The following is a 26,399-nucleotide window of genomic DNA, read 5'->3' as shown; positions in this document are numbered from 1 at the left end:
AAGCTATCATATGGCACATTAAACAGGGAGCCACACCATGATTAAGAAGTCTTCGATCTTTGCGGCAGGTCTTTTGTCCTTGGCCGTAGTTGGAACTGCAATTGCTCAAGATAGCGAAAACCCGGCTGTAAAAGCGCGGACTTCGATTATGCAGCTTTACGCTTTCAACCTTGGCACGCTGGGCGCCATGGCCAAGGGAGAGGCAGAATATGATGCCGAAGCGGCTACGCGAGCCGCAAATAATATTGTCGTTGTGTCGCAGATCGACCAGTCCGCGATGTGGCCAGCCGGATCGGATAATGTGTCAGACCCGTCAACCCGCGCCTTGCCCGCTATTTGGGAAAACTTCGCAGATGTCGGGGCCAAAGGGCAGGCACTGGCCGATGCCGCTGTTGCGATGCAGGCTGCGGCAGGTCAGGACGTTGAAGCTCTGAAAGGGGCGATGGGCCAACTTGGCGGAGCCTGCTCGGCCTGTCACAAAGCATACAGAGCACCGGAAAATTAAAGGAGTATTGATCAGTGCGGCGCATTCTACTTTTCGCCGTTCTAGTCATGCTTTTGGTCGGGTTGGCCGGTTTGCTGCTGACCCGACCGCAAAGGGTTGATCCAGCCCGGTTGGCCGGTCTGACCCCCGACGTGACCAGAGGGGCGTCTGTCTTCTATTCAGCAGGATGCGCCTCGTGCCACTCGGCCCCGGATGCCAGCGAGGAAGGAAAGCTTGTTCTAGCAGGCGGGCGCCGGTTTGAAACGGATTTCGGTACGTTTGTAGCTCCAAACATCTCCAGTGATCCAGACACCGGAATTGGATCATGGTCCGTGCTGGATCTGGCCAATGCCCTGAAACACGGAACAGGACCAAAGGGACAACATTATTACCCGGCCTTTCCCTATACCTCTTATGCCAAGATGACGGTCGAGGACGTCGCGGCGCTTCATGCGTTTTTGAACACCCTGCCTGCATCTGATGCGGCAAGTATCCCGCATGACGTTGGTTTCCCTTTCAATATCCGGCGCGGGCTGGGGTTGTGGAAATTTGTGTTTTCAGGCTCGGGCTGGGTGGTTGAAGGTGATTTGACCGACCAGCAAATCCGGGGGCGGTATCTGGTGGAAGCTTTGGGGCACTGCACGGAATGCCATACACCGCGAAACGGACTGGGAGGGTTGAAGCGGGATCTCTGGCTGACCGGAGCGCCAAATCCGAATGGCAAGGGGCGCATCCCCGGTTTGACCACCGCCCAGCTTGACTGGTCCGAGGCTGACATCGCTGAATATCTGAAATCCGGTTTCACACCGGATTATGACAGCGCTGGTGGCGAAATGGTCGAAGTCATCGAGAACACCTCGAAACTAAGCGATGAAGACCGATTGGCCATTGCTGCTTACCTGAAATCCGTTCCCGTTCAGTGAATTGACTAATGGTTGCAGAAACTCAGGATTTTGTCAGCGCAGGTCTTATGACGCTGGTTCAAACCAGCACGTCTACGTTGCTCAGATCTCTGGCAATGCGGATCAGCGGGCATTGTTTTCCTATGGTTAAGCGCCCCGCGTCGGATAATCCCATTACTTCGGCGGGTATACGCGTCGCGGATGCCAATGCGACTTCCAGCGGCACTTCGGCTTGCGTGGTCAGAACACGCAGCGCTGTGGTCAAATCTAGATCAGCCCCTGCCAAAGTACCATCGGCCAGTGTCAAACGCCCGTCTTTGCGGGAAATGCGGCGGCCTTCCAGTTCGAACATGCGCTGGTCCGTGCCAGCCGGCGCCATCGCATCGCTGACCAGAAATATCCGGCCTGGGCCCCGCTTGGCGGCCCAGGCTGTGCGCATGGCTTCAGGGTGAACGTGAATACCGTCGGCGATTAGCCCGGCGTTTAATCGACCCGCGGCCAGAACCGCCCCGACAAGCCCGGGAGATCGATTGCCCAGTTGACTCATGGCGTTGAACAGATGCGTGACGCAGGACGCACCGGCCTCGGCATAAGACAGGCAGGTATCATAATCCGCATCACTGTGGCCCAGCGAAACAACGGCACCTGCTGAGACCAGCGCTTTCACCTGCGCAATTGACACGTTTTCTGGCGCAACCGTCAGCATCAATGCGGGTAGCGCTTGTGCTGCCGCGACAAGCGTTGTCAGGTCCTCGTCATCCATGGGGCGGATCAGGGCTGCATCATGGGCACCTTTCCGAGCCACCGAAAGATGTGGTCCCTCAAGATGCAGGCCAGCGATCCCCGCAATACCCGCAGCTACCGCCGCCTTGGCCGCTTCGATGGCGGCGCGGGTCTTGGCTGCGGTATCCGTGATCAGGGTGGGAAGGATCGAGGTTGCCCCAAGCGTCCGGTGCGCCTTGGCGATGCGTGCCAGTGTATCGACAGACGGGGCGGCGTTGAACATCACTCCGCCACCGCCATTCACTTGCAGGTCAACATAGCCGGGGGCCAGAATATCGCCTTGCAGATCGACAAGCTTGCCAGCGCTTGTCTTCACGTCAACGCCAATATCGGTGATGCGGCCAGCCTCCAGCCGCAGCGCGGCACCGTCATGCAAACTGGTGCCGTCATAAACAAGCCCGCCGTGGTAGATGGTCGCCTGGCCGCTCATACCGTTTCCGTCACTTTCCGCAGGTGACGTGGCGCATCCGGGTTGATCCCGCGCTGTACTGCGACCTGCTCGACCATTGAATAAAAGGACACGATAGCTGCCACCGGGTCCGTCAGCCAATGATCCGTGCGGACATGAGGCAGCACCTCGGCCTTTGTGACCATTGGGCTGGTGGCAAATACCTGTGCCCCTTTGGCCGCGAGCGTGTCGGCAACCTCGGCCAACAGCGGCTCTGCGGGATCATTGGCGGCAAAGGCAATAACCGGAAATCCGCCTTCCACGATCGAGACAGGGCCATGCAGCACCTCGGCCGAGGAATAACTTTCGGCATGGATCTGGCAGGTTTCCTTGAATTTCAGCGCGGCCTCGTTCGAGATCGCTACGCTTGGTCCGCGACCAAGCGTATAAAGCGAGCTTTGGGTGACGGCAGCCGCCGCTTTGCCCCAGTCACACCGTGTGGCGGCATCAAGGTGCTTTGGCAGGCCACGCAGCGCAGCCAGAAGATCTTTGTCGCCTTTCAGTTCCGCCAGTAGCCAAAGCCCGGCAACCAGCGAGGTCACGAATGTCTTTGTCGCCGCTACACTAAGCTCGGGGCCTGCGTGCAGCGGCAAAGCCGCCTCAGCCGCCAGTGCAAGGGGGGAAGATGGGTCATTTGTGATTGCTACGGTGCTGGCCCCGGCCTTTCGGGCATTTTTCGTAAGCTGCACGATATCCGGGCTTTTTCCTGATTGTGAAACAGAAAGGCAAAGCGCCCCGGCCACATGCAGGTCAGCGCCATACACTGACGCGACCGATGGGCCGACGGATGCCATAGGCAAGCCAAGAAGCAATTCGCTTGCGTATTTCAGAAAAGTACAGGCGTGGTCGGAAGAGCCGCGCGCCGCCGAAATCATGAACTTCAGCCCGCCGTTCCGGGCGACGTCCGCGGCTGTGCTCAGGGCATCTCCGCCATTGCTGAGCAATCGCTCGACGGCAACAGGGATCTCTTCGATTTCCTGACGCATCAGGGTCGTTTTCGGGGTCATCGGGGCAGCCTTTCCATCAGAATCGCAGATCATGGAGTAAGTCGCAGCTCAGCCACAAAGTCATAGGCATCGCCGCGATAGTTGGATTTTGTGAACTCGGCGACGCGCCCGCCTTCCAGATGGGAAATCCGCTGGATGCTTAACCCCGCCGCGCCTTCGGCGACACCAAGCAGAGCTGCATCTTCAGCCTCAAGATTAACGGCGGAAATCTTCTGGATGGCGCGAACAGGTCGGCAGCCGTTTTCTTCCAGAAGATCATAGAGTGAGTCGCGCACGGCAAGCGGGTTTGGCAGAATGTCCAATGGCAACGAGGCACGTTCGACTGCCATGGGGCGCCCGCCAGCCTCTCGCAGGCGGCAAATGCGGGCCACCTGTCCGTCAGCGGGCAGCCCGAGCACCGCCGTTTCCTCGGGTGATGGTAGAAAAACGCCCCGTTCCAACCACTTGGAGGTTGATTCCATACCGCGCAGGCGCATGTCCTCACTGAAAGACGTTAGATGCGAAAGCGATTGTTCCAATTTCGGCGCGGCGTTCCGTACGAAAGACCCGGAACCCTGCCGCTGTACGATTGCGCCCTGTTTCACCAGTTCCTGAATGGCCTTGCGCACGGTGACCCTGGACAGGCCGGTGATCTCGGCGATCTCGCGCTCGGGCGGTAATGAGGAATTCGGGGGAAGGACTCCAGCGTCGATGCCTTCTTCCAGCCGCTGGCGCAGCCGGACATAGCGCGGCCCGCCGCCGTTCTCGAGCCAGTCGTCAGAAGCCAGAAAAGATGCCGCGTTCATGCCGAATGCTCCACTTGGAAAGCCCGGGCCAACGCGATGGCCCCGTCGATAGGCGCACCATTGGGCTCTGTTACTGCGCCACGCGCACGATCCGGCAGATACGCCTCATAGTGAGGGCCAATACCCCCGGTCAGGCATAATGGCATGGCCGGGGTCCAGCCCATTGCTTCCAGTGCTTGCAAAAGATGCGCAGCACCTTCGTGCATAAGCGAAACCGCCCGTTCGTCCCCTGACCTCGCTGCCGCTGTCACCTGTCGCGCGATCTGGCCGAATTCATGTGGTCGTGCCGCGGCCGCGAAAGCGACAATACCGCTTGTACTGCCAAATGCGTTCAGCAAGCCCTCAGTCAGGTTGGATTTTGGCACCAGCCCGTCCCATGCATCCAGCGTAACGGAAAGCGCTCTGCGCCCAATCCACTGAGCAGAGGCCTCATCCCCCAGAACAGAGCCCCAGCCACCGGCAAAGCGTCGGCCGGCTTGCGATTGCAGGGCCAGAAACGAACCCGTTCCGCAATGGGCGATTGCACCGTCGGTTGCTTGATGCGCACCCGCCAGCGCAGGGTGGCGATCATCCTCGACCAGTATACTGTCCAACGGCAAATCCGCCGCCACCCGCTGGGCGATCTGATCACCTGTAACTCCCGCAAGTCCAAAATACGCCGGTATCGGCTTCAGGGTCTCGGGCTGAACACTGAGCTTGGTCGCAAGCATCTTCAGGCCGTCTTTCAGCCGTACAATCGCGCCGTCATAATCGCTGGCGACGTTGGCGGGGCCAACCTCGACCACCAGTCGCTGCTGGCCATCGTCATAGGCGATCCGACAGTTCGTTCCGCCGCCGTCTGCTGCGATGATAGGGTTGTTTTTCGAACTAAGCATGATGATACCTATATAATGCCTATGTTGAACTGTAAATGCCAAAGTAAATCCAATAAGGGCGGAAAGATCGAAAATACGTTGAATTATAAGGCCAATAGCGGCTGAAAAAAAATTAGTGGACAAATGGTATTGTATAGGTATGCTTTCTGGCAACGAGGAGAAACACGTGCTGCCACACATCACCGAACAACTCCACCCGGACGCATACGATTTGGGTAACCGACCGCTGGAAGAGGCGGCGCTGGCCCTGTCCAGGGGTCAGCAGGAAGCGGCCGGTGCCCCGCAGGGTGCCCTGCGTGCGATTTGCGACGGTGCCGACGCCATGGCCCGCAGTCTGGCATCAGGTGGTTCATTGTATTACGCGGCGGCGGGGTCTTCGGGGCTGATGGCTGCGGCTGATGCAATGGAACTGGGCGGTACTTTCGGCATCGACGAAAACCAAGTCCATATCCTGATGGCCGGAGGGTTGCCGCAATCCGCGCATATGCCCGGTGGAACCGAGGATGACACCGACGGGCTGGTCGAAGGGCTGGCCGGGCTTATGCGCAGCGACACGGTCATTGCTGTCTCTGCCAGTGGCACCACCCCCTATACACTTGAGGCCGCGCGACTTGCGCGTGCTGCGGGTGCCAGCACGATCGGGATAGCCAACAACCCGGGCAGCCCGCTGTTGGCGCAATGCGATCACGCGATTCTGCTTGCCACCCCGCCTGAACTGATTTCAGGCTCAACCCGAATGGGCGCCGGTACAGCCCAGAAAATCGCGCTGAACATGCTGTCCAGCCTTATGGCAATCAAGTTGGGTCATGTTCACGAGGGCATGATGGTCAACCTGCGAGCAGACAACGCAAAGCTGCGGGCGCGTGCGACCGGCATCGTCGCCCGGATCGCCGGAGTTGATGCAGGCACCGCCCAAAACGCCTTGGCTGAAGCGCAAGGAGACACCAAATCCGCCATTCTCATCGCCGCTCGCGGCGTTTCACTGGCGGCAGCCAATGTGCGCCTGAAAGAAACGGGCGGAGTTCTGAGCGCGGCACTGACACCTGATAAATAACTGCAAACCAAATGGGAGAGTACAATGAAACGTAATAGCCTGAAACTGGCCTTGCTTGGTGGGACGCTGTTAGCCTCTGCCGCCTATGCCGAGGACGTCACGCTGACTATCGAAAGCTGGCGTAACGATGACCTGACACTGTGGCAGGACCAGATCATCCCGGCCTTTGAAGCAAAGCATCCTGGCATCAAAGTCCAGTTCACGCCGTCTGCCCCGGCAGAATACAACGCGGTTTTGAACTCGAAACTTGATGCGGGGTCTGCCGGTGACCTGATTACCTGCCGCCCCTTCGATGCTTCGCTGGCGCTTTATGAGGCCGGTCACCTGACCGATCTGTCCTCGGTCGAGGCGATGAACAACTTCTCGGACGTTGCAAAGTCTGCCTGGCAGACGGATGACGGTTCGGCCAGCTTCTGCGTGCCGATGGCATCGGTTATTCACGGCTTCATCTACAACAAGGACGCTTTTGCCGAGTTGGGCCTCGAAGTGCCGACCACAGAAGACGAGTTCTTTGCCGCTTTGGACAAGATCAAGGAAGACGGCACTTACATCCCAATGGCGATGGGTACCAACGACCAATGGGAAGCTGCCACGATGGGTTACAATAACATCGGGCCGAACTACTGGAAGGGTGAAGAAGGTCGTCAGGCGTTGATCGCAGGTGAACAGAAGCTGACCGATGAAGCCTGGACAGCCCCTTATGCAACGCTGGCCCGCTGGGGTGCGTATCTGGGTGACGGGTACGAAGCACAGACCTATCCCGACAGCCAGAACATCTTCACTTTGGGCCGCGCAGCCATCTATCCTGCGGGATCATGGGAGATTTCCGGCTTCAACGCACAAGCCGATTTCGAAATGGGCGCTTTCAAGCCGCCGGTTCAGAACGCAGGTGACACCTGCTATATCTCGGACCACACGGATATTGGCATCGGCATGAACGCGGCCACAAAGAATCCTGAGGCCGCTGAAACATTCCTGACCTGGGTCGCAAGCCCCGAGTTTGCTGAAATCTTCGGCAACGCTCTTCCCGGCTTCTTCCCGCTGTCGAGCACTCCGGTCGAGTTGCAGGACCCGCTGGCCAAGGAAATTGTCGGCTGGCGTGAAGAATGTGAATCGACCATCCGCTCGACCTATCAAATCCTGTCGCGCGGCACACCAAACCTCGAGAACGAGACCTGGGGCGCATCCGTTGCCGCGATCAAAGGTGCCAAGTCGCCTGAAGAGCTGGGTGCAAAACTACAGGCGGGCCTCGCCTCGTGGTATGCACCACATCAGTAAGCTGAACCATACCCGGGCAGCATGAGTTGCCCGGGTACGCCTGGCATTCCATTGAAAGCGCTCCCCATGACCCGCCCCCGCATCCGCTGGCATATCGTCGTGTTTCTGGCACCAGCCGTGCTTGTCTACACAGCGGTGATGATCTTTCCCCTGTTCAACACGCTCCGTCTGGCCCTTTACTCTGAGGTCGACCAGAGCCGCGTTTTTGTTGGACTGCAGAACTTTCAAACGCTGTTTTTCGATCCGATCTGGTCGGAACAGTTCTGGAATGCGCTGGGCAACAATTTCTGGTTCTTTCTGATTCACATGCTGGTGCAGAACCCCATCGGCATCGCGCTGGCAGCGCTGCTCAGCCATCCGCGCCTGCGATTTGCGGTGCTCTATCGGTCGGCGATCTTCATTCCGACAATCCTGAGCTTTGTGATCGTCGGATTTGCATGGAAACTGATCCTGTCGCCCATCTGGGGCATCGCTCCTTCGATGCTGGATGCGGTTGGGTTGAAATCCCTCTTTGCCCCGTGGTTGGGAAAGGAGGAATACGCTTTGACCACTCTGGCGCTGATTTCGGTCTGGCAGTTTGTCGGTATCCCAATGATGCTGATTTACGCGGCCTTGCTATCGATCCCTGAGGAAATCCTGGAAGCCGGGGAAGTGGATGGCATCACCGGTACAAGTGCCTTTTGGAAAATCAAGCTGCCGCTGATCCTGCCCTCGATCGGGATCATCTCAATTCTGACATTTGTCGGCAATTTCAACGCCTTCGATCTGATCTATGCTGCACAGGGCGCTCTGGCGGGGCCTGACTTCTCGACCGATATTCTTGGCACCTTCATGTATCGCACATTCTTTGGCTTCCAGCTGCAATTGGGTGATCCGCATATGGGTTCGGCCATCGCTGGTGCGATGTTTGCAATCATCCTGCTGGGTGTCTGTGTCTACCTTTTCGGCATCCAGACCCGGATGCGCCGGTACCAGCTGTAAGGAGCAGATGACATGAACAAGGCCCGCTCCAACCCGCTAAACACCTTCGCGATGCATGGTGCACTGATCTTCTATACGCTGATCGCACTGTTTCCGGTTTTCGTGATCCTGATCAACAGCTTCAAGACCCGCAAGGCGATCTTTCGCGAACCGCTGGCGCTGCCCGATGCCGACAGTTTTTCGATGATCGGGTATCAGACAGTGATGAAACAGGGGGATTTCTTCCTTTATTTCCAAAACTCTCTGATTGTGACCGTTGCATCCCTGACTTTGGTCCTGCTGTTTGGCGCAATGGCGGCTTATGCGCTGAGTGAGTACCGGTTCAAGGGCAACATGCTTATGGGTCTGTACCTGGCGCTTGGAATCATGATCCCGATCCGCATCGGCACTGTGGCCATCCTGGAAATGATGGTGGCGACCGGGCTGGTGAACACCCTGTGGGCGCTGATCCTTGTCTATACGGCGCAGGGCCTGCCCTTGGCGGTGTTCATCCTCAGTGAGTTCATGAAACAGGTGAGTGACGACCTCAAGAATGCGGGCCGCATTGACGGCCTTAGTGAATACACAATCTTCTTTCGGCTTGTGTTGCCGCTGGTGCGTCCGGCAATGGCAACGGTTGCCGTATTCAACATGATCCCGATCTGGAACGATCTGTGGTTTCCGCTGATCTTGGCCCCCGCGGAAGAGACCAAGACACTGACGCTGGGAAGCCAGGTCTTCATCGGTCAGTTTGTGACAGACTGGAACGCGGTCCTGTCAGCCCTTTCAATGGCGATCCTGCCGGTGCTGATCCTCTATGTGATCTTCTCGCGACAGCTCATTCGCGGCATCACGTCAGGAGCGGTGAAATGACCCGCGTCCTGATCGCAGGCCTTGGGAACATGGGGCTGAGCCATGCGTTGGCACATCTCCATCACCCGGACGCGCAGATTGTCGGGTTGGTGAACCGATCCGGCCGCGTAGATCACCCTGATCTGACGCGCTATCCGGTGTATTCAAGTTTTGAGGCCGCTCTGACCGAAACCAAACCCGATCTGGTTGTGATTGCGACCTACTCGGACAGTCACGCGGATTACGCCTGCGCCGCGATGGAGGCGGGTGCGCATGTGTTTGTCGAAAAACCGCTCGCCACCAACGTTGCCGATGCGCAGCGTGTGGTCGAAACAGCAACGCGGCTAAACCGTAAGCTGGTGGTGGGCTATATCCTGCGCCACCACCCATCCTGGATGCGTCTGATCGCCGAGGCTCGCACTCTGGGTGGCCCCTATGTGTTCCGTCTGAACCTGAATCAACAATCCTCGGGCTCTGAGTGGGAGACGCACAAGGCCCTGATGCAGACCACGTCGCCCATCGTGGATTGCGGTGTGCACTATGTCGATGTGATGTGCCAGATCACCGACGCAAACCCCCTTCGCGTTCATGGCATGGGTCTGCGCCTGTCGGATGAAATCGCGCCTGACATGTACAATTACGGCCAGTTTCAGGTCGTGTTCGACGACGGTTCGGTCGGGTGGTACGAGGCTGGTTGGGGTCCGATGATGTCCGAAACCGCGTTTTTCGTGAAGGACATCGTGTCGCCCAACGGGTCTGTTTCGATTACCGACGGAAACAAGGGCGCGTCAGCGGACATCGATGGTCACACCAAGGTTGGTGGCCTTCTGGTTCACACGCCGCAGGGCGACAGGATTATCGACATGCCTGATGAGCCCGGCCATCAGGAACTGTGCGATGCTGAACAAGCCTATATGCTGCGCGCCATCGCCGAGGATATCGACCTGACCCGCCATATGTCCGACGCCGTACAATCCCTTGCCATCTGCCTGGCCGCTGATCAGAGCATCCGCACTGGCCAACCCGTTTCTCTTGAGGAGACCCGCCAATGACCGCCCTTTCACTGAAAAACATTCACAAATCCTTTGGCAATGTAGAGGTCCTGAAGGACATCAATCTTGAGGTTGAGGACGGCGAGTTTGTGGTTTTTGTCGGTCCCTCCGGATGCGGTAAGTCCACTCTTCTGCGCGTTATTGCAGGGCTTGAAGACGCGACATCGGGTGAGATCAGAATTGCTGGCGAGCAGGTCAATCTGACCCCGCCCTCGAAACGTGGCATCGCCATGGTGTTCCAGAGTTACGCGCTTTATCCGCACCTGAATGTACGCGGCAACCTGACCCTTGCCCTGAAACAGGAACGCCAGCCGAAAGCCGTGATCGACGAGCGGGTCGCGGAGGCGAGCCGGATGCTGGGGTTGGAGCCCTATCTTGACCGCTACCCATCCGAACTGTCGGGGGGGCAGCGCCAGCGTGTTGCCATCGGTCGCGCCATCGTGCGCCAACCCAAGCTGTTCCTGTTCGACGAACCGCTCTCCAATCTTGATGCTGCTTTGCGCATGAACACCCGGATCGAGATCGCAAATCTGCACAGGCAACTCTCGGCCTCGATGATTTATGTCACGCACGATCAGACAGAAGCGATGACACTGGCCGACAAGATTGTGGTGCTGCGCGACGGACGGGTGGAACAGGTCGGCAGCCCGATGGAGCTGTACAACAACCCGGCAAACCGCTTTGTCGCGGGCTTTCTTGGTTCACCGTCCATGAATTTTCTGCCTGCGGACAACCTGACCCCGGGCGATGCGCGCGAACTGGGGTTGCGCCCGGAGGACATCCGCCTGGAAAGCGGCGGACCGATCGCCGGCACCGTTTCGCATGTTGAGCAGTTGGGCGGTGATACCAATGTCATTCTGCAAACCAGCAATGTGCCAATCACGGTCCGATTGTTTGGCCAGCACGCAATTGCCCCAGGTGACGATGTACAATTCGGATTTGATCCCAACCGTGCATATTACTTCGGGAATGACGGGCAGAGATTACAGTAACGATAATTTTCAGCCCGTCTTGCATCAGTTTGTTCCGGTGTGAGCGTGACCCAAAGAGGGCAAGCGCCGGAAAACGTGACTGGTTAACCAAGATTGTGGCGTGTGAACATAAATTGCCCGGATGGTAGGTTCGACCGGAAGTCAGCGGCACGACCGGGCAGCGCCCTGTAGAACTGACGCAAGCCGGGCTCGATGTCTTCAGCCAGATTTTCGCACTGTAGGCACAAGGTCTTGACCAAGCTGTTTGGATGTCGATTTGTGATCGCCAAAATCAGCTCCGCATGTGCAGCCCTGAGATCCTGGAATGCCGCTGTTTGCAACAGGGCCTGATCGCCCACCAAAACAAAGACGGGTTCCGGGTTGGCTTTGCCTTTCAGATCAACATGCCCGGCCTCTAACATGGCCAGCTCCCCATTCGTGATTTCATGGACACCGTTGGAAACGACGATGTCATAGTCGACTGTTCGACAGCATTGTTCGATCCGTGCTGAGACATTCACGACGTCACCGATAACCGTGTAGTTGAACCGTTTCTGCGAGCCGATATTGCCGACGCAGGCCTGCCCGGTGGCAAGCCCCGTTGCCAGCGCGATAGGGGGGCGGTTTCGCATGATGTCGGATTCATTGAACTCTGCCAAAGCTCGCCGCATTTTCAGCGCGGCTAATGAAGCCCGGCACGGGTGGTCAGCGACAGGCAGAGGCGCATTCCAGAACGCCATAACGGCGTCGCCGATAAACTTGTCGATGGTTCCCCGTTCAGCCAGTATCTGATCGCCGATACTGGAAAAAAGCGCATTCAGCAGTGAGACCAGCTCGGTGGCAGATGCGGATTCAGACAGAGGTGTGAAACCCCGGATGTCGGAAAACATCACCGTGATATCCTGCGTCTCTCCTCCCAAATGCAGCTGATGCCCGGTGGCTTCCATCTCATCAAGGATTTCCGGGGCGACGTAATGAGAGAAGACTTTCCGGATTTTGCGCTTTTCCCGTTCGGTAGACAGGAAAAGATATCCTGCCAGCAGCCCGAAATTTGCTATGCCACCGACAAGCGGAAATGTGGCGTCGAACAGTACCGACTGGTTTTGAAAAACCAGCCAACTGATTGTCAGAACGGCAGCGGCGGCGACACCGCCTGCAATGAAAGATGCAACCGCACCAAAACTGGACATGACGGCAATCACGACAAGCCCGAGAAAGGCGAAGGCAAGCATTTCCTGCGCTGCGGTCACGTCCGAACGGCTTAGCATTTCGTTGGTCAGGACCTGTTCCAGCACCTGAGCATGAATTGAAACGCCGGGAACGCTCTCTCCAAGCGCTGTCTGATGCATATCGAATAAACCGGCGGCCGACGTTCCGATCAGGATGATCCGCCCCTCAACTTCCGCCCGAACATCCGCATCATCCGAGCTTTTGAGGATATCGCTGGCCGAGATGTACAGTTCGGGCGCATCCTGCCGGTATCTCAGCCAAATCTCGCCGTTTTCTGTCGTTGGTATACGGTATCCCCCGACCTCAACCGCCAACATGATGCCTGTTTCGTCTTGCGCACCTTCGGCTACGATATTGGTTTCACCCAAGGCAACTCTCAGGGCTTCAATTGACAGACCCGGCAACAGCCCGTCCGGCCCGCGCCAAAGAACCGGCACACGGCGCATGATACCGGTTCCGCCGATGGGCGAGACGTTGACCCCACCAATACCCGCAGCGGTCCGGTCCAAAGGGGGCGCGATTGGCGTCCAATGAGGAACTGAAATTAGACCCGCGGCGGGATTTTCCCCGAACTCAATGATACCTGCTTTTGCAGTGATGGGGTTTCCTTCCGCCGACAATCGTGCGGCAGTCCCAAGAACGACTGGCCAATAGGCGATTTCCATCCCAAGCAAGACATCGTTATCGAGCTTCTGAGCGTGGCGTTCCACTGTGAGGACCCCTGCCAAAGATGGATCGTTCAGAAGACGCGAGGGCGAAAACCGGTCAGGTTCAGCGAACAACATATCAAACGCGATGGCCGCAGCACCGTATTCACCCAGATTTTGAACCATCTGCGCCACCAGTGTTCGGGGCCAGGGCCATTGCCCCCAATTGGCCAGAGAGGCTTCGTCGATATCTACAACCCGGATGGGGAGGTCAGGATTGAACTCTCGCGGAGACGACCTTTGCAGAACGTCGAAATAGATCAGACGGGTCATTCGCACAGGATAAGGATCCATGACTCGGATGAAACAACCCACCAGGATCAGACACAATCCGACAAGGCGGAACGCCCATTTCCCTGTCCTGGTTTTGCGCTTTTCGTCGCTCATGTCGTTCCCCGGACAAGTGAGTCCATTTCCGCTTTTTCGACATCGCTACCGGAACAGCTCACTATTTGATTCTTGCTGCTCTGGATCTTCCTGACCTGGTTCCTCTCGATCAGGTTCTTCGGGTTCCGGTTCAGGCTCTTCCGGATCAGGCTCTTCCGGTTCCGGTTCCGGTTCCGGTTCTTCTGGCTCCGGTTCCGGTTCTGGTTCTGGTTCTTCCAGCTCCGGTTCTGGTTCTACTTCTGGCTCTGGGTTTGACGGAGGTGCTGGCGGCGCTGCGACGCTGACTGGGCGCGGCTGGGGCGCAGTTCTGCGAAAATCGGCCCTGTCGACTTTGGCCTGCTGCACGGGCGCGCCTTCGCCAGAACATCCCTCAACCCGTACCTGCAAAGGAGGCAGAAGGCCTTCCTGCGACTGAATAAATGGGAATCCCTCTTTCAGTGCTTGATCGTACTGTGCCTGATCAGCGGGCCGCCCGACTGTTCCGCCTCCACCGGTGGCATACATGCTGCACACGCGGCCTGTGGACCTGCAAGACCCTTGTGCACTGCACATTTGAACAGTTCCGTGCAGGACAAGCATTGCGCTTTGGGTTTGTGATACGACCCACATATCGAAGGTTGTGCCACGAACTGCCATTGTCGCTGTCGGGGTCTTGATCGAATAGGCTCTTTTTCTGCTTTTGCCTGAAATGAATCGAAAGCTGCCGCCCAAGGCCTGCACGGCAAAGCTTTTGGCCTTTCGGTTGCCGCGCAGCATGGTCACATCCAAAACCATATGCGCATTGGGGCCTACGGCAATTTTGGTTTCATCCACAAATACGATCTGCACCAAACCGCTGTGGTCTGTAGAAATCGTATCGCCCGACACCACATCCATTCCTGAAATGACAGGCTGTGCGTTTCCGGCGCGAATGATCTGAGCGCCTTGCTTGGCGCTGATAACTGTCCCGATGTTGGCAAGGGCTTGCGCTGGCATGAGCGCAACAACAAATACAACCAACACAATCTTTAACCAAGTCAAACCAGAGCCCCTTCCCCCCACGGGTCTAAGTAAGCGCGAAGCGCGCCAAGCTCGATTTTTGCCCCCAAGAAATGTGTTATTCTTATTCAAATAGTCAAAAATGCTAACAATAAATATGCATTATGGCATGTATTTGTAGCAAGAGATTTTTTGATCGTGAATTTCTGCGTTAAGGCCGACGTGAGCCTCCCCACTTAACAGGCCAAAGTGTAGCCTCCATCAAATGAGAGCATTGGGCACCCGGCTCATCGCTTGCCCCGCGATGAGCCATGACGTTTTGGGTGTGTTTAGCCGAAAATTCAGAGGAACTGTTCTGGCAACAATGCGTCCGGCATGTTCTGGTAACACACGGGTCTTAAAAACCGCCGGATTGACAATGTGCCGACAGAGGTAGCACCGAAATTGGTCGAAGCGGGGTAGGGGCCGCCATGCACCATACTGTCGCAGACCTCGACGCCCGTGGGAAAGCCATTGGCCAGCACACGCCCGGCCTTGCGCTCGAGGATCGGCATCAGGGAACGCGCGGTGTCCATGTCCGCATCATCCATATGCAGGGTGCAGGTCAGCTGACCTTGCAGACTGTGCGCGACGGCCCGCATTTCTTCAGGCGTTTCGGCAGTTACGATAACCCCCAACGGGCCAAAAACCTCTTCACCAAGGGTTTCGTTTGCCAGCCAGTTCACAGCATTGGTGCGATACAGGTAAGGGGACGCGGTGCGTTGATCACACATCGAGCTCAGAACCTCCTGCACATCTGCTATATTGGCGATCCTTGCCTGACCGGCTCGATAAGCGTCGGCGATGCCGTCGGTCAGCATGGTTTGCGCGGGTGTCTCTGACAGGGCGGTTCGCGCGGTCTCAGCGAAGCGGTCCGCTGCTGCACCCGCCAGCATTACGGCGACCCCGGGGTTGGTACAGAACTGGCCTGCGCCCATGGTCAGCGACCCAGCCCAGTTCTGAGCAATGTTGTCGCCCCGGTTCGTCAGCGCAGCATCGAGAATGAACATCGGGTTGACCGAGCCAAGTTCACCGAAAAACGGGATTGGTTCAGGACGCGCGGCACACAGATCGAACAGTGCCCGACCACCAGCCAATGAGCCAGTGAACCCGACAGCCCTGATCAGCGGGTGTTGCACCAAAGCGGAACCTACTGTCCGGTCACCCCCCTGAATCAGACTGAAAACACCGGGATGAATTTTGCAGCGTTCGATGGCAGAATGTATGGCCTCGGCTATGATCTCACCGGTGCCCGGATGGGCGCTGTGCCCTTTTACGACAACGGGGCACCCAGCAGCCAAGGCGGCCGCGGTGTCACCGCCTGCGGTTGAAAAGGCCAAAGGGAAATTCGAAGCACCGAATACGGCGACAGGGCCAATAGGGCGCTGGATCATTTTCAGATCCGGGCGCGGCAGCGGCGAGCGGTCTGGCAACGGGCTGTCGTGGCGCCGATCCAGATACTCACCACTCAGAATATGAGTGGCAAACAAGCGAAGTTGGCCCGATGTGCGACCCCGCTCTCCTTGCAGACGGGCCTCGGGCAGGCCGGTTTCCTGCGAACCGATTTCAGTAATCGCCTCGGCGCGGGCTTCGATCTCATCCGCGATGGTATTCAGAAATGCCGCGCGGTCTTCCCGGGTCGAAAAACCATAGCTCCAGAACGCTTCTTCGGCAGCTTCCGCAGCCGCATCAACATCCTGAAGGCGCCCCACCGAAAAACTGTGTGACGGTCCAAAAGCGGGCTGTGACTGAAAAAACGTGTCACCTGAAAGCCAGTTTCCAGCGATGAGGTGCTTACCATGGGGGGAGCAGGTCATGAAGGTTCCATATTTACGATTCTGAAGCTATGGATAATGTATCCAATTAAGAGAGACAATCAAGCGCCCTGTTAGGTCTCCTCCATGGCGCGTTTTGCTACGATCATCTCCAGCAGCTGTTCCTTTGTTCGCCGGATGTGCCGCATCAGCATGTTACAGGCTTCGTCAACGTTCCCTGCTTGCGCCAGTTTCAACAGCTCTCGATGCTCTTTTTTCGCGGGTTCCCGCTGCTTCATCACGCTCAAATGCATTCGGACATAGCGGTCTGATTGCAGATTGACGCGGTCCAGCAATTCATTCGTCAGTTTCCTCTGCGACGCCGCGTAAAGGGCGGAGTGGTATTGGTAGTTCAGGATCCCCCACTTGCTGACGTCATTCTCGTCATAAGACGCTTCCATCTGCGTCAATATCTCGTTGCATCGTGCAAAGTCGGCAGATGTCATCTGCGGAATGGCTCTGCGGAAAAGATCGACTTCAATAAGCATTCGAAGGTCGAATATTTCTCCAATCTCGTTCAATGAGTGCTTGGTAACTGATCCGCCCCGATTATTGGCCCATTGAATCAGGCCTTCAGCGTTCAGACGCTTTAGGGCTTCGCGGATGGGCATCCGAGATACGTCGTATTCTTCGGCCAGAGCTTCCTGACGAATAGCTTCACCTTCGGCAAGTTCACCGTTCAGAATACGTTCACGAAGATCGTTCGCGATGACATCTGGTAGGCTTTGCTTGGTTATCGCGCGCTTTCCTGCCATATCTTTCCTGCCACTTGTTTGGGTACAGCTACCGGTTACTGGCGTTATTCCAAGCTGAGCCGCGACTCGGCCACCCAGAAAGCTGATTTAGGACACTCCGCTTGATAATGCATCCAATATCCATGGTGATTCAACCCTGCTGAGACAACACGGTAAGACCAAGAGCGAATGGAAACTTCTGTAACTGCCTGTCCCTGAGAGTGGGCACGGCCAATGCACTGTTTAGTCAGACGCCCCAAGTGTCCGACAAGCGATACCCGCCAGGCCAGGGGTCATCCGGGTCAAGCATGTGTTGGTGAATGCCGGTGATCCAGCCGCGCCCACTGATTTCGGGGACAATCGCGGCACGGCCCGCCACTTCGGTGGTATCGACAATCCGACCGGTGAACCGTGATCCGATGATCGAGACCGCCTCGAACGTCTGACCCAACGACATCAACCCTTTTGCTGCCATCAGCGCCATGCGCGCGGAAACCGCTGTACCTGTAGGCGACCGATCAACCTTGCCGGGTTGGATCGCCACGGCAGATTTGCCGGTCAATCCGGTTTCGGTCTCGCTGATCGGGCCGCAGAAAGCACAGAATGAGATATGGTCCCAATCCGGGTTTTCAGGATGCGAAAACCCAAGCTGTTCATTGGCTGCATTGGTGATCTTCACCCCCAATCGGGCAATGTCACGGGCCTCATGTTCGACAATCTCGAATCCCAACGCCTGTGCATCGACCACGACAAAACTGTCACCCCCATAGGCGGTATCAACCATGATCGTATCCAATCCGGGTACCTCAAGTGGGACGGACAGTTTGTCGGCAAAGCTGGGCAGGTTCTGCACGAAAATGCGTTGCGCTTTGCCACCGCTGCATTCCGCCCGCACATGAACCAGCCCGCCCGGGGCCTCAAGCACCATATGAGTTTCTGGTTCTTGCATCGGAATGACCCCGCCATCCAGCAATACGGTTGAAACACAGATCGAGTTCGAACCCGACATCGGCGGTGTGTCTTCGGGTTCCATAATGATAAAGGCCGCGTCGGCCTTGGGGTGTTTCGGGGGCACCAGAAGATTGACATGACGGAAAACACCGCCCCGAGGTTCGTTCAGAACGAAGTTGCGCAGCGTCTGGTCGCCCGCGACAAAGCTGCGCTGTTCCCACAAGGTGTCGCCTGGTGGCGGGGCAACGCCCCCAACGATAACATCCCCGACTTCACCTTCTGCGTGGGCTGAAATGACATGAACGGTTTTGCTGCTCCGCATCGGATCTCTCAATATTGTGCGACAGGCTCGCCCAGAGCGTCGAAAATCGGTGTAACACCCAGACCCGGACGGGCGGGTGCGGTCATCCGGCCGTTGACACGCTTTGGCGCACCCTCGGCAATGTCCACGGTGCCGTAAGAGTTGAAATCCGTGGCAGAGAATGTGAACTCGGACGGCGTTGAACGGGCCAGATGTGCAATGGCTGCGGTGGTGATGTCACCACCCCAGGTGTCTTCGATCGTCATGGGGATGCCGTGCGCCACGCACAGGTCCCGCATAAGATGGGCTTTGGTCAACCCTCCGACTTTCGAGATCTTCAGGTTGATCACATCCATCGCGTCTTCGGCAATGCCGCGGACCAGCGTGTTGGGAGTGTCGATCACCTCGTCCATCACGAAAGGCAACGCGGTGCGGCGGCGGATCGACACGCATTCCTCATAGGTCAGGCAAGGCTGTTCCACATAGACATCCAGACCCGAAATCGCGCCCACCACGCGTGCGGCCTCCTGCCGGGTCCAGCCGGTATTGGCGTCTGCTACAAGCAGGTCCGTCTTTTTCAGAACGGCGCGGGTGGCGTGGATACGGTCGATGTCGTCATTGGCCTCGCCACCCACCTTGAGCTGAAACTTGGTGTAGCCTTCGGCAGCATAGCCTTCGATCTTTTTGGCCATGATCTCGGGAGCTTCCTGACTGATCGCGCGATAAAGCACCACATCATCCTGCGCAGCGCCCCCCAGCAATGTGTAAAGCGGCTGGTCCGTGGCCTTGCCCAGCAGATCCCAGCAGGCAATATCCACCGGAGCCTTAGCATAGGGATGACCCCGCAAGGCCGCATCCATCGTACGGTTGATCTGACCGATATTCAGTGGGTCCTGCCCGATCAAATGCGGGGCCAGCTCTGCCAGCCCGGCCCGGACGCCGAGCGCAAAAGACGGCAGATAGGCCGAGCCAAGCGGGCAGCATTCGGCATAGCCCTTCAACCCTTCATCTGTGATGATTTCCAGAACGGTGCTGTCAAACACTTCGACAAAATTGCCGTTGGACCAGCTATAGCGGCCTTCTTTCAGCGGCAGATCCACCTGATATACGTTCAGCCCGGTGATTTTCATAAGGTGTTCTCCAGATTAGAAGCGTGTGGATGAGAAAGGTGACATATCGAGCACCGGCTTGGCGTCAGTGACCAGATCGGCCACCAGTTCGGCCGTGCCTGCGGATTGGGTCAGCCCCAGATGACCATGGCCAAAGGCATAAAGTACGTGTGGTGCGCGCGAAGATCGGTCAATCACTGGCAGGCTGTCAGGCAGTGATGGGCGAAAGCCCATCCATTGCGTGCCGCCTTCCAGGTTCAGGTCTGGCATGAAGCGCCCGGCCTTGGCCAGCAACGTGTCAGCGCGCCGGTAATTCGGGGCCAGCTTCAATCCACCCAGTTCGACTGCACCGCCGATGCGCACGCCGCCGTTGATCCGGGTTACCACAAACCCATGCCCCCCAAAGGTCAGATGAGTGCGCAGGTCAAAAGCGCCTTCGGGCAGGGTCGTGTTATAACCCCGCTCGGTCTCAAGCGGGATATGATCCCCCAGGGTCTTGGCCAGCTGGTGTGACCAGGCTCCGGCGGCAACAATCACCTGACCTGCCGAAATGTCGCCGTTGTCCGTGTCAAGGCGCACGCCGTCATCGGTTGGTTTCAGTGCCGTGATCCCTGCGATCTTTACCTGCCCACCGCGCGCGATGAACTGTGCCGCCAGATGCTCGGTCCAGCGGGCAGGGTCGACGGTATTCATCCATGTCGAGGTAAAACCCGCATGGGTAAATCGCCGGTTCAGCCCGGGCTGAATTTCGGCAATAGCATCCGGGCTGTCCAGAAGATCAAACGGGATGCCATGGTCCTTGCGCAGGTTCCAGGTGGGCAGGCTGGCACGGAATTCGCCCTCACTCTCGAACAACTGCAACTGGCCTTCGCGCTGCATCAGCGCCTCGCCGTCTACATGCTCGATCTGACGCTCCAGCGCCGCACGGCTGTGGTTCATCAGCGCGGCTTGTGCGGATAGTGAGGCTGCATAACGATCGCGCCAACTGGCCCGCCAGAACCGGAGCATCCACGGTGCAATACTCAGCGCATAAGCGGGCGGGATCGACAAAGGCCCCAACGGATCAAGCAGCCATTTTGGCGCTTTGCGCATGATCCCAGGCGTTGCAAGCGGCACGATATCTGTAAAGGCAAAGGCCCCGGCATTGCCCTTTGACGCCTCGGCTGCAACGCCTTCACGGTCCAGCACAAGCACCTGCCTTCCCCGCTTTTGCAACTCTAGCGCAGCGCTGATGCCAATGATGCCAGCACCGATCACAACTATGTCCGTCTTGGTGTCATGCTGCATGGTTACAGGTTCTCAAATAGTGGTACGGGGTCGGGGACCGGACAGCGTCTGTCCCCGGCCTTGACTTCAAAGCGCGATGCCATCACGGAACGGATCATTCGGCGCGAAAACCAACCTGCCTTCCGACATGATATGCGCCTGCCCGGTCAGGGTGGGAATGACACCCCCGTTCGGGCCGGGTTGGTAGCTCAGCACGTAGGGGCTGCCGATCACGCTTTCCTGCACAATCTCTTCCCCTGCTTCCAGCACCCCGTTTGCCGCCAGACAGGCGAGGCGCGCCGAACTGCCGGTACCGCAGGGCGACCGGTCATATTGATTGTCCGGGCACAGTACAAAGTTGCGGCTGTGAACATCCTTGTTGGGGGATTGATCCTGAAGGATCACATGGTCGACCAGTTCTCCGTTTTCGCCATGCACGCCCTGTGCGATGCAGGCTTCGCGTATGGTGATGGTCAGATCGGTCATCGCCCGAATGTTTCCCGGGTTCACCGGGATTGGGCTGGGATCAACAATGAAGAACCAATTTCCGCCAAAGGCAAGATCGCCGGTTATCGACCCATAGCCGCCAACCTCAATCTGCACTGCTGCCCGCACGCGACGGCTCTCGACATTTGTGACGCGTACGGTATTGGCGTCCAGTAAATCCACCGAGACGACACCGACCGGAGTTTCAACCCGATGCGTGCCCGGCCGGATTCTGCCCATATGTGCCAGAGTGACGCCCAGACCGATGGTGCCATGCCCGCACATGCCAAGAACTGCATCCGCATCAAAATAGATCACGCCGGTCTCACACCCTGGATCTTCGGGCGCGACCAGAAGCGCCCCCACCATTCCGGGCTGCCCACGCGGCTCCAGCAAGATGGATTTGTAGAACACCTCATGCTCGCTGGCCAAGCGTCGTGCACGCTCGGCCAGCGGGCCGGACCCCAGATCGGGGCCGCCGTCGAGGATCACCCGCGTAGGCATTCCTCCTGTGTGACTGTCAATCACATGCATTCAGCAATGACTCCGCCCTGGCCGAACCAATCAGTAAACCAAGTGCGGAACAGGTCGTATTGCTGTTCGCAATAGTTGCGCTGGGCATCTGTCAACTCGTCGGTTTCGTTGAAGTGCAAACGGTATTCCTCTTCGCCGTTCAGGACCAGCAGGTGTTTGTAATACAGCACCAGATCGGTGCCCTCGTCAAAGCTGGCCAGCACACCAAAGGCCTCTTCCAGTTCCCGCGCGCGCAGGCGCGCTTCGGCATGACCGGCCGCCGCTTTCTGGCACAGGGCAGCCAGCAGCAGTGCTTCTTTCGGCAGGGCAGTGCCAATCCCTGTGATCGAACCGGTGGCGCCGCAATTGACGAAGCCATGGTAGACCTCGGTGTCCACACCAACCATCAGTGTAACCTGATCATCCTTCGAGGTAATGTGTTCCGCCGCATAGCGCAGATCGCTTTTGCCACCGAATTCCTTGAACCCAACCAGGTTGGGATGATCTGCGCGCAATTCCAGGAACAGATCGGCGCGCGTCGCGAAGCCGTAAACCGGGCTGTTATAGATGATTGCCGGAATATCAGGTGCGGCCGACAGGATCGCTTTGAAATGATTACGCTGCGCCGCGATGGACGATCCACGCGACAATACACGCGGGATCACCATAAGCCCTGCCGCTCCAACCTTTTGCGCATGCGCGGCAAGCGCCACGGCGGATTTCGAATTTATCGCACCTGTGCCGACGACAACGGGCAGTCCGGCCGCGATCAGACGTTCGACACCTTCCATCCGTTCGGCATCCGACAAGAGAGGCCAGTCGCCCATCGAGCCGCAATAGACCACGGCAGACATACCCGCTGCGATCATTTCCTTGCCCTTTTTCACCAGCGCGTCAAAATCCGGTGTCCGGTCCGGTTTGCAGGGGGTCATCAGGGCTGGCATGGTGCCGGTGAAGATATTCTGGGACATGAAGGTAACCTTCCTAATTGTTTTGGGGCGGGGGCTTTTATCGCACATTCGCCAGGAATTTGCGGGTGTGTTCAGATTGGGCTTCGTTAAAAATCTGGGCGGGCGGGCCGATCTCTTCCATCACGCCCTGATGAAAAAAAGCAACCCGGTCTGATACATCACGAGCGAAACCCATCTCATGCGTGACGCAAATCATCGTCATCCCTTCTTCGGCCAAAAGCCGCATCGTGTCGAGAACTTCGCCCACCAGTTCAGGATCCAGCGCCGAGGTTGCTTCGTCAAACAGCATGTATTCCGGCTCCATCGCCAGCGCGCGGGCAATGGCAAGACGCTGCTGCTGACCACCCGATAAGGCCGAGGGGAAGACGTTCAGCTTTTCGCCCAACCCTACATGGGTCAACTGCTTTGCGGCAATGTCACGCGCCTCGTCTCTCGACTTGCCTTTGACAATCTTCGGGGCCAACGCAACGTTTTCCAGTGCTGTCAGATGCGGAAAGCTGTTCCATTGCTGGAACACCATCCCCAGCTTTGTGCGCAGCTTGTTGATGTCGGTGCCTTTTGCATGAACATCAATGCCATCAACCCTGACCGATCCCTGCTGGATCGGTTCCAGCGCGTTGATGCAATAGAGAAGGGTCGATTTGCCGGAGCCTGACGCACCGATCACCGACAGAACTTCTCCTTTCTGCACATCCAGATCGATACCTTTCAGCACATGCAGCAATCCGAAATATTTGTGCAGGTCGCGAATTTCGATCATTGGGCCCACCTTTTTTCTAGCGACGCGGAATACCGCGAAATCGGATAGCTGAGCGCGAAATAGAACGCGCCAGCGATTGTCAGGATCAGGAATGGTTCCTGCGTGCGGGTGATCAGGATCTGGCTGGCTTTCAGCAGTTCAACATAGCCCAGAACCGAGACCAGCGCGCTGTCTTTCATCACACCCAGCGCGACCCCGACCCATGCAGGGAACACCGCGCGCCCTCCGATCGGGAAGACGACATATCGCAGATCCTGCCAATAGGTCATGCCCAGGCTGCGCGCGGCGCGGCGCATCGGATCACCAACGGCTTCAATCCCGCCGCGCGCCACATTCGCAACCAGTGCTGCCGTGTAGATGGACAGGATCACCACGCCCGAGGCAAACGGGTCCAGATTGAGCCCGACAATAGGTGCAAAGTTGTAAAACAGCACCAGCTGGATGATCAGAGGGACCGACCGGAAAATATCCAGAACCGGAGCCAACGTCAGGGTCGCTGCCAGTTTGCCCTCGTACAGAAGCCAACCGCACACCACGCCAAAAACCGTTCCAATGGAAATCGAAAGCACTGAAATCCAGAGCGTTCGCAGCGCGGCTTCGCCCAGAAACCACAGATCGTTGATGTTGAAGCCGCTGAAAAAGCTGACAGTGGGTTGCATCTGTGCCTCCTTCAGTAGCGGAAAAGCCGGGACGCCAGCAGGCGCGAGGCAAGCAGGATGATTTTGACGATCACGTAATAAATGACCGCGGTGACGGCGAAATATTCAAAGATTCGGAAAGTGCGCGAGGCAAAGAACTGGGTCTCGCCCGACAATTCCCGGAAGCCGACCAGCATACCCAGTGACGACATTAGAACAGCCCAGACCATCTGGTTCGTGATCGGATGATAGACAATGCGAAACACCTGCGGAATCACGACGCGTGTGTAAGCCTGCCACGCGGTCATGCCCAGCGATCGGGACGCGCGTAGCTGTGTCTCGGGGACGGCCTGAAAGCCGCCACGGAAGTTTTCAGCCAGATAACCGGCGCAATTGAATGTCAGCCCGGCCAGCACGATGAAGTACGGCGATAGATGCAGGCCAAAGGCACCAAGCCCGAAGCCGAAAAAGAACAGCTGGAACAGCGCCGGAGTATTGCGCGCCAGTTCGACCCAGGCTGAGGCGAACCAGTAAAGCGGACCTTTCAGGTGCAGCCGCGTCAGCGCCAGACAAAGTCCGATGATAATGCCAAGGACCATTGCCAGCACGGCAACCTGTATCGTCAGCAGCGATGCCTCAAGCAGGTCCGGCAGGCTTTTCATCACCGGCCGCCAATGGAAGTTATAGTCGAACACGGGTGTTCCTCACGCAATCTACCGGTCCTTTCGCCCGGCCATAGCCGGACGAAAGCATGGAGTAGGAAAGGGTCAGTACATTACGCCGGGAATGCGCAGCTCAGGCGCTTCGCCGCCGACATATTTACCCCAATGCTCCTGATAGCGGCCCGATCGCACCTGGTGGGTCACGAACAGGTTCAGGAAGTTCAGCCAGGTGACATCTTCGCGCTTGCCTACAACCGAAGTGTAGTCGGTGGTCCATGGCATGCGAGGGCCGGCAACAACAGTGTCATATTGCTGGGTAATCGGCAGCACGGCAGTGTTTGTGGTAATGCCGATATCGGCCTTGCCCTGAGCCACCGCCAGGAAAACCTCATTCTCGGACTGGTAGCCCTGGTAATTGCCTTCTTCGCCCCATTCGGCGGCGATCTTCAGCCATTCCTGCTCGGGCACGGTGCCGATCGCGGCGGCCACGCGCTTGCCACGGATATCCTCGAAGGTCTCAATGCCGCTTTCGGCATTCACGACACCCTGCGCATAATAGATGGCGTAAGGAATGGTAAAGCCCACCGTCCGCGCCCGTTCAAGGCTGTCCGAGGTTGCTCCGAACACAACGTCTGCGCGTCCGGTGACGATCACTGGCAGGCGTTCGGCCCAGGTCAACGGCAGGATTTCGGCCTCAACTTCAAGTGCGGCGGCCAGATCATTGCAGTATTCGACGTCAAAGCCTGCCGGTTCGTTATTCGCGTCGCGATACCCAATTGGCGGAAAATCCAACACAACTCCGCAGCGCAATGTCCCGCGATCTACGACATCGTCCAGCGTGTCCGCCATCGCAGGAGCTGTGGTGATAGTGGTGAGGGCCGCCAGTGCGGCGAGTTTCTTGAGCATGTGATCCTCCCTGAATCAATCGATACGCGCAGCTATAGAGGATATTGTATCCAACATCCAGTATTTTGTTGAGCAGGAAAAGCCAGCTTTCAAAAGGTGTCGTGGCTCTTGGATGTGATTGAAATGACTGACTTGGCCCGCGTGGAAGGCCCTCGTTCGTTGGCGGCCAAATGGATTTGACACCATGTGCTACTGGAGTTGGAGGTTTTTGGCTGAACGTGGCCCGTCGTCAAACGTGAAGGTGCATTGTGCTCAGAGGCTGGGGAGATTTCAGCTTGAGACGGAATACCTTTTGTGATGGGAGTGTGCGGTCGCCCAGGCAACTCCAGCCTGTGTCTTTCAAAGAAAAGCGGCAATGCTGACCCGCGCAGCCAAATGCGCGTTCGGTCAGACTTTGACGGCTTGTAGTTCTTCGAGCAGGTCGAGGAGTTGGTTGAGTTTTTCTCGTCCCATTTGTTTTTCGATGCTTTGGTAGATCTGCAGAGAGGTTCCGAGG

Annotated in this window: 25 protein-coding genes; 8 read left to right on the top strand and 17 right to left on the bottom strand. The window is 57.4% G+C overall.

The features are described from left to right. The first annotated feature begins 37 nt into the window (after positions 1 to 37). Positions 38 to 505, top strand: coding sequence for a c-type cytochrome (locus ACR0DY_RS11755; protein WP_480478107.1), 468 nt, complete (start codon positions 38 to 40; stop codon positions 503 to 505). 14 nt (positions 506 to 519) lie between these two features. After that, on the top strand, positions 520 to 1,407 hold the full coding sequence (locus ACR0DY_RS11750; RefSeq protein ID WP_480546031.1) for a c-type cytochrome: 888 nt from the start codon (positions 520 to 522) through the stop codon (positions 1,405 to 1,407). Positions 1,408 to 1,465: 58 nt separating this feature from the next. On the opposite strand, the gene nagA is transcribed toward ACR0DY_RS11750, so the two are convergent. The 4 genes from nagA to ACR0DY_RS11730 are packed head-to-tail and all read right to left on the bottom strand — an operon-like array spanning position 1,466 to position 5,284. Next, entirely contained in the window at positions 1,466 to 2,599 is a 1,134-nt protein-coding gene (gene nagA, locus ACR0DY_RS11745; protein ID WP_480483413.1) for an N-acetylglucosamine-6-phosphate deacetylase, read from the bottom strand. Next, entirely contained in the window at positions 2,596 to 3,624 is a 1,029-nt protein-coding gene (locus ACR0DY_RS11740) for an SIS domain-containing protein (RefSeq protein ID WP_480483411.1), read from the bottom strand. Before ACR0DY_RS11740 ends, nagA begins: the two co-directional genes overlap by 4 nt. 29 nt (positions 3,625 to 3,653) lie before the next feature. Beyond that, entirely contained in the window at positions 3,654 to 4,409 is a 756-nt protein-coding gene (locus tag ACR0DY_RS11735; protein WP_209507520.1) for a GntR family transcriptional regulator, read from the bottom strand. Then, positions 4,406 to 5,284 carry a glucosamine kinase nucleotide-binding domain-containing protein gene (locus ACR0DY_RS11730; protein WP_480483409.1) on the bottom strand — a complete coding sequence of 293 codons (879 nt, stop codon included), beginning with the start codon at positions 5,282 to 5,284 and terminating at the stop codon, positions 4,406 to 4,408. Before ACR0DY_RS11730 ends, ACR0DY_RS11735 begins: the two co-directional genes overlap by 4 nt. 166 nt (positions 5,285 to 5,450) lie before the next feature. On the opposite strand from ACR0DY_RS11730, the gene ACR0DY_RS11725 reads away from it, so the two are divergent. From ACR0DY_RS11725 to ACR0DY_RS11700, 6 genes are all read left to right on the top strand, one after another. Further along, positions 5,451 to 6,338, top strand: coding sequence for an N-acetylmuramic acid 6-phosphate etherase (locus ACR0DY_RS11725; RefSeq protein ID WP_480483407.1), 888 nt, complete (start codon positions 5,451 to 5,453; stop codon positions 6,336 to 6,338). A 24-nt stretch (positions 6,339 to 6,362) separates the two neighbouring features. After that, positions 6,363 to 7,616, top strand: coding sequence for an ABC transporter substrate-binding protein (locus ACR0DY_RS11720; protein WP_480483405.1), 1,254 nt, complete (start codon positions 6,363 to 6,365; stop codon positions 7,614 to 7,616). Between the two features lie 66 nt (positions 7,617 to 7,682). After that, a complete protein-coding gene (locus tag ACR0DY_RS11715; protein ID WP_267366203.1) occupies positions 7,683 to 8,597 on the top strand; it encodes a carbohydrate ABC transporter permease in 915 nt (304 codons plus the stop codon). Between the two features lie 12 nt (positions 8,598 to 8,609). After that, entirely contained in the window at positions 8,610 to 9,449 is an 840-nt protein-coding gene (locus tag ACR0DY_RS11710) for a carbohydrate ABC transporter permease (RefSeq protein ID WP_267366204.1), read from the top strand. Then, positions 9,446 to 10,480, top strand: a complete 1,035-nt coding sequence (locus tag ACR0DY_RS11705) for a Gfo/Idh/MocA family protein (RefSeq protein ID WP_480483403.1) — start codon at positions 9,446 to 9,448, stop codon at positions 10,478 to 10,480. The genes ACR0DY_RS11710 and ACR0DY_RS11705 overlap by 4 nt, the downstream gene beginning before the upstream one ends. After that, a complete protein-coding gene (locus tag ACR0DY_RS11700) occupies positions 10,477 to 11,472 on the top strand; it encodes an ABC transporter ATP-binding protein (RefSeq protein WP_480483400.1) in 996 nt (331 codons plus the stop codon). The genes ACR0DY_RS11705 and ACR0DY_RS11700 overlap by 4 nt, the downstream gene beginning before the upstream one ends. An 83-nt stretch (positions 11,473 to 11,555) precedes the next feature. On the opposite strand, the gene ACR0DY_RS11695 is transcribed toward ACR0DY_RS11700, so the two are convergent. From ACR0DY_RS11695 to ACR0DY_RS11635, 13 genes are all read right to left on the bottom strand, one after another. After that, a complete protein-coding gene (locus tag ACR0DY_RS11695; protein ID WP_480898332.1) occupies positions 11,556 to 13,775 on the bottom strand; it encodes a CHASE2 domain-containing protein in 2,220 nt (739 codons plus the stop codon). 45 nt (positions 13,776 to 13,820) lie between these two features. Further along, on the bottom strand, positions 13,821 to 14,795 hold the full coding sequence (locus ACR0DY_RS11690) for a FecR family protein (protein WP_480898330.1): 975 nt from the start codon (positions 14,793 to 14,795) through the stop codon (positions 13,821 to 13,823). Between the two features lie 299 nt (positions 14,796 to 15,094). Then, positions 15,095 to 16,609: an aldehyde dehydrogenase (NADP(+)) gene (locus ACR0DY_RS11685; RefSeq protein ID WP_480483394.1), complete on the bottom strand. Its 1,515-nt coding sequence runs from the start codon at positions 16,607 to 16,609 to the stop codon at positions 15,095 to 15,097. Between the two features lie 71 nt (positions 16,610 to 16,680). After that, positions 16,681 to 17,361 (bottom strand): GntR family transcriptional regulator, encoded by a 681-nt coding sequence (locus ACR0DY_RS11680; protein WP_480483392.1) that lies wholly within the window; start codon positions 17,359 to 17,361, stop codon positions 16,681 to 16,683. A 226-nt stretch (positions 17,362 to 17,587) separates the two neighbouring features. After that, entirely contained in the window at positions 17,588 to 18,613 is a 1,026-nt protein-coding gene (locus tag ACR0DY_RS11675) for a trans-3-hydroxy-L-proline dehydratase (protein ID WP_480483390.1), read from the bottom strand. An 8-nt stretch (positions 18,614 to 18,621) separates the two neighbouring features. Continuing rightward, the gene (locus ACR0DY_RS11670) at positions 18,622 to 19,722 is read right to left on the bottom strand and encodes a cis-3-hydroxy-L-proline dehydratase (RefSeq protein ID WP_480898328.1); all 1,101 of its coding nucleotides are present in this window, start codon (positions 19,720 to 19,722) and stop codon (positions 18,622 to 18,624) included. 15 nt (positions 19,723 to 19,737) lie between these two features. Beyond that, complete coding sequence (locus tag ACR0DY_RS11665; RefSeq protein WP_480483386.1) at positions 19,738 to 20,988, bottom strand: NAD(P)/FAD-dependent oxidoreductase; 1,251 nt, start codon at positions 20,986 to 20,988, stop codon at positions 19,738 to 19,740. A gap of 66 nt (positions 20,989 to 21,054) precedes the next feature. Then, a complete protein-coding gene (locus ACR0DY_RS11660) occupies positions 21,055 to 21,987 on the bottom strand; it encodes a 4-hydroxyproline epimerase (RefSeq protein WP_480483384.1) in 933 nt (310 codons plus the stop codon). Continuing rightward, positions 21,978 to 22,937: a dihydrodipicolinate synthase family protein gene (locus ACR0DY_RS11655; protein ID WP_480483381.1), complete on the bottom strand. Its 960-nt coding sequence runs from the start codon at positions 22,935 to 22,937 to the stop codon at positions 21,978 to 21,980. The genes ACR0DY_RS11660 and ACR0DY_RS11655 overlap by 10 nt, the downstream gene beginning before the upstream one ends. Before the next feature lie 37 nt (positions 22,938 to 22,974). Further along, positions 22,975 to 23,697, bottom strand: coding sequence for an amino acid ABC transporter ATP-binding protein (locus ACR0DY_RS11650; protein WP_480898325.1), 723 nt, complete (start codon positions 23,695 to 23,697; stop codon positions 22,975 to 22,977). Further along, a complete protein-coding gene (locus ACR0DY_RS11645; protein WP_480483377.1) occupies positions 23,694 to 24,356 on the bottom strand; it encodes an amino acid ABC transporter permease in 663 nt (220 codons plus the stop codon). The genes ACR0DY_RS11650 and ACR0DY_RS11645 overlap by 4 nt, the downstream gene beginning before the upstream one ends. Positions 24,357 to 24,367: 11 nt before the next feature. Next, a complete protein-coding gene (locus ACR0DY_RS11640) occupies positions 24,368 to 25,030 on the bottom strand; it encodes an amino acid ABC transporter permease (RefSeq protein WP_209507537.1) in 663 nt (220 codons plus the stop codon). Positions 25,031 to 25,102: 72 nt separating this feature from the next. Then, positions 25,103 to 25,903, bottom strand: coding sequence for a transporter substrate-binding domain-containing protein (locus ACR0DY_RS11635; protein ID WP_480483375.1), 801 nt, complete (start codon positions 25,901 to 25,903; stop codon positions 25,103 to 25,105). Between the last annotated feature and the right edge of the window lie 496 nt (positions 25,904 to 26,399).

The sequence above is a fragment of the Ruegeria sp. O6 genome, assembly GCF_056535045.1.
Note: the sequence above shows the minus strand (reverse complement) of the source record. Positions and strands in the feature narration are given on the sequence as shown.